General features: G+C 37.3%; 4 protein-coding genes and 1 pseudogene. 1 reads left to right on the top strand and 4 read right to left on the bottom strand.

Annotated elements, in window-relative coordinates; genetic code table 11:
- A partial coding sequence (locus ACKPQ4_RS04000; protein WP_407679918.1) for a hypothetical protein occupies positions 1-226 on the top strand: 226 nt, incomplete at its 5' end.
- A 255-nt stretch (positions 227-481) separates the two neighbouring features.
- Here the strand turns inward: ACKPQ4_RS04000 and ACKPQ4_RS03995 are convergent.
- The 4 genes and pseudogenes from ACKPQ4_RS03995 to ACKPQ4_RS03980 form a co-directional block, all read right to left on the bottom strand.
- Positions 482-1,864 carry a TolC family protein gene (locus ACKPQ4_RS03995; protein ID WP_407679917.1) on the bottom strand — a complete coding sequence of 461 codons (1,383 nt, stop codon included), beginning with the start codon at positions 1,862-1,864 and terminating at the stop codon, positions 482-484.
- A gap of 27 nt (positions 1,865-1,891) precedes the next feature.
- A complete protein-coding gene (locus ACKPQ4_RS03990) occupies positions 1,892-2,434 on the bottom strand; it encodes a hypothetical protein (RefSeq protein WP_407679916.1) in 543 nt (180 codons plus the stop codon).
- Between the two features lie 15 nt (positions 2,435-2,449).
- Entirely contained in the window at positions 2,450-3,565 is a 1,116-nt protein-coding gene (locus ACKPQ4_RS03985) for an ABC transporter permease (RefSeq protein ID WP_407679915.1), read from the bottom strand.
- Positions 3,566-3,602: 37 nt separating this feature from the next.
- Positions 3,603-3,816 (bottom strand): annotated as a pseudogene (locus ACKPQ4_RS03980) (ABC transporter permease); the annotation flags it as partial.

Raw genomic sequence — 3,816 nt, 5'->3', positions numbered from 1 at the left:
CCAGCAACCTGACTATAATCTGGATGAATCTATACCGTTGTCCTCGCAGACTTTAAAAACAGTAATTCCTGAAAAAAGTTGGGATGTTGATGAACGAGTTGAACGAAACGAGACTCGGAAATGGCTTAAAAATGAGGGCCTTGGGTCGCCTCAATCCTTGCGCCGATCTTTTTTGGTAAAAGTGCTGCTTGATAAACCGCCGGGATTAAAAAGATCTAGCTTCTGATTTTCGCAGGAACTACCTTCTACATTGGGAGCAGGCTTTTTTTCTTTAGATTTAAGGCTTTTTCTTAAGCCTATTTCCATGCAAGCTTTGTTCCATTGACATGTTTGAGGAAATTTACAATCCCCTAAAATACATCGCACTGTTTTATTTTTTTGCACTAATAAATTATAAAATTCAAGGAAAGTAAACTATGCAATAATTTAGAATTAAATAAATGTAGATCTTTCAATCAAGACAATCATAAGCACGAGAAATTTAGTCTAACCAGTTGATGCCAAGCCCCTCTGTTAAGAATAGAAATGATTTCCAGTATTTACTTCTATGGATAAGAGATTTTCTTTTAGATTCGTTTAAGCGGTTAATTTGCTGAATAAGATCAATTTTTGAGGTTAATCCTGCCTGAAATTTAAGATTGGAAATTTTATAGGTCTTTATAAATTCATCCACTAAATTCTTCGATATTTTATAATCTTCTACATTTGATCGATGATTAATGGTCGCCGTTTCAATTTCTTTAACTGCCTGTAAAAGAGAAGTCTTCCATTCAAAATCAATCATCTTTAAGGATGCTTCATCTATTCTTAACTGTGATCTTCGTCGAGGGCTTATGATAGGTAAGTCAATCACAGGTCCTCCAGAAAACTTCCATTGTTCGAAGCCATCGGACAGGTCACTGCTCATTCCAATACCAGAAAGGTTGAGGTTTAGTGAAGGATAAAGGTTCAATCGAGAAGCGTTGACTCGATGTGCATGTGCATAAATCGTTAATTGACCAGCGATAATATCAGGTCTACCCCGAAGCAATCTACTTGGTAGAAGAGAAGGTAAGTTTGGTAGGGTTAATGATGAGAGGTTTGGAATGTCAGAGAGGTTTCCATCAAGTGGTGACCCCAGAAGTGTTCCAAGTTGTATAATACATGTTCCCAGATCTTGCTTGATACGATTATGATCTATAACTTGTAATTTGATTTTGGTCTCCATTTCAATCAAACTGATATTATCGTCTAGCCCGGCATTATATTTGTGGAGGTGCAAAATATGTGCTTCGTTATGGTTTCTAATTTGTGTGGTCATTATGCCGAGATCTTCCTTCAGAAAGCATGCCATAAGCCATCGTTCAGCAATGCTGTAAATCAATTTTAGTTTTGCTCCTTCGAGTATATGTTGTTCTGCCTTGATAAGTTTAGCTGATTCTTTTTTTCGTTCCTTCCACTTACCCCAGAGATCTAACTCCCAATTGTATGTTGCAGTTGTACCCCATTCTGGAATTCGGGAGGTTTGTAGCTCGGTTGATTTTGTTTTCTCTTTTCCTGCCTTCCACCCAGTTAAGATATTTAATGTGGGTTTCGAATCATCGGTATAATATCCGTTCTTAGATATTGCTAAATCTAGCTTTGCTAATTTTGCATGCCAGGAAGGACTTTCTTTTAATCCCTTTGTGATAAGAAAGTTAAGGTCTTTGTTGGTAAAAATTGATTGGAATGTAATATTATTTTCAACATCTGGATGAGTAGTTTTTAAGGATAAATCACCACCAATAGAATCACTTAGTTTCTGTTGAGTCTTTAATAACTCATTATCTCTAATTACACAACTGCTTAATAATATGTATATTACAAAATATAAATATAATATCATATCTTTATTGTGATATATAAATAAATATTAAAGGAGTTGTATCTGTTTTGCATTTACGAGCATAGCAGACGGAATTGACGATGTGTCAATGGTTCCAAAAACCTTTATTTTTTTTCCGGGTTGCAATCCATCTACGCCCTTCAGGGTACCCTTGAGCAAGCTAGAATTTTTATCTATTATTTGAACCGTGAGTGTAGAAGATAAGATTGTTCTTCTATCTTCACAACATGCATCCCAGGGAGTCGGACAATTATCTCCCTTTATTTCATTACATTTCTTAATCGAATTATCGATTACGACAAAGCTTGCTCTTCCCTTGGTAAAAGGTTCTCGGCGACCTCCTATATAACCGCTTAATAATATGCTCTTATCAACTAATTTCCCTTTTTTTGCTTCAAGAATTGAAAGTGCACTTCCAAGATCCTTGTTTGTAATGAAATCTTTTGGCAAGTTTGCTTTTATATAGTAGTCATTTTCCTGCTTATATATTTTTTCATCGTTATTTTCTCCACAACTGCACAGTAGCAAAATTGCAATATAGGAATTAATCAATGTTGTTATTCTTTTCATATTTAAAATGTCTTATTAGGACGATTTGAGAGTTTCAGGTAAAGTTGCGCGTAAACAATTCCATGCTGGTGGTATGCCCCCTATTACACCAAGGCTTATGCCGGTTACCAATCCAAGGATTAGTATTGATGAATTAAAGTCCAAAATAAATACACCTATAGAAAAAGGAAATGCTAGACCTTGAAACCATACAATTGAAATTAAAAACGCACAAAAAGATCCAATAAACCCGGTGACACACGATTCTTGGGTCAAACTTAGAAGGATTGCTTGCCTACTAAAACCAATAGCTTGCATGGCACCAAATTCTTGAATCCGAGCTGAAAATGCTGCATACAATGTATTTAATCCTCCAAACAAGGCACCAATCGAGAGGAGAATCGCGCAAAGCCATGCCATCCATCTTATAGGTGCGTAAAACTTCGATAGTTTTGCGTAATATTCTGTTTCCTGGATTGCCACTAGTTCCAGATCTAATCTTTGTTTTGTAAACGCATCTAAGTCTGGAATATAGTCGGTATTTACAAGTGAAACTATAACACATGAAAGTTTATCTCTTTGTGTGTAAGTCATTAAATCCTGGAGTGGTACCCATACTTCTGCCTCCATTACAGTTCCAATTGCGTCAAAAATCCCGGAAATAACCATTTTCTCTCCGCTCAATTCCACTATTTTTCCGATTTGTAGAGCCGAACTGGATATTCCTAGTTTTTGGTGTGCCAATCTTCCAATCATTATTTCTCCTGATTCTGGAAAGCGACCCTCCAAAATCCGTATCTCCTTGTGAACCCATAATGCTTCATGGCGTACCCCTCTAACTAGTGCCTGAGAGTTTACTTTATTGGCACTCAACATACCGTTAAAATGGATTTCAGGCGATATAGTAGGCTTTTCCATAGTTTGAAGTATACCGGGAATTGAAGATGCGATTATTTGTTCCAAGCCATTTCTGACCTCACTACGCTCTACACTCTCCTCACTGCCGGCTCCTAAAAGGATGACATTGCGGGGCTCTCCCGTTCGTGCAAGTGTGCGATCCATTGCTTGATTCATACACGCAGCGAGCATAACCAGCATGACCACTAAGGAACTTCCGATAATCAATTGTATTGATTGGACGGGCCTTCTCAAAAGGTTTCTACAGGAGTAGGTTAAAGGAATCATTAAATTAGGTGATTTTGAGACTTTCGTTGATGGACAATCTACCGGCTTGCCAAGCTGGGTAAAGACCAGCAATCACTCCGAGTGCAAGAGAGGCAAAGATGCCTTGAGAAACGACTTCACCAGATGGAACGAAAGCCAAAACTAACCCTTCGTTTCCTATTGAAACACCTTGATAATGAAGAAAGCAAAAGGATATAAAAATACCTAAAAATCCACCA

It is taken from the genome of Candidatus Chordibacter forsetii, assembly GCF_964187505.1.
Taxonomy (GTDB): Bacteria; Verrucomicrobiota; Verrucomicrobiia; order Opitutales; family Seribacteraceae; genus Chordibacter; species Chordibacter forsetii.
The sequence above is the reverse complement of the archived record's forward strand: the minus strand, read 5'-3'. Positions and strand labels throughout refer to the sequence as shown.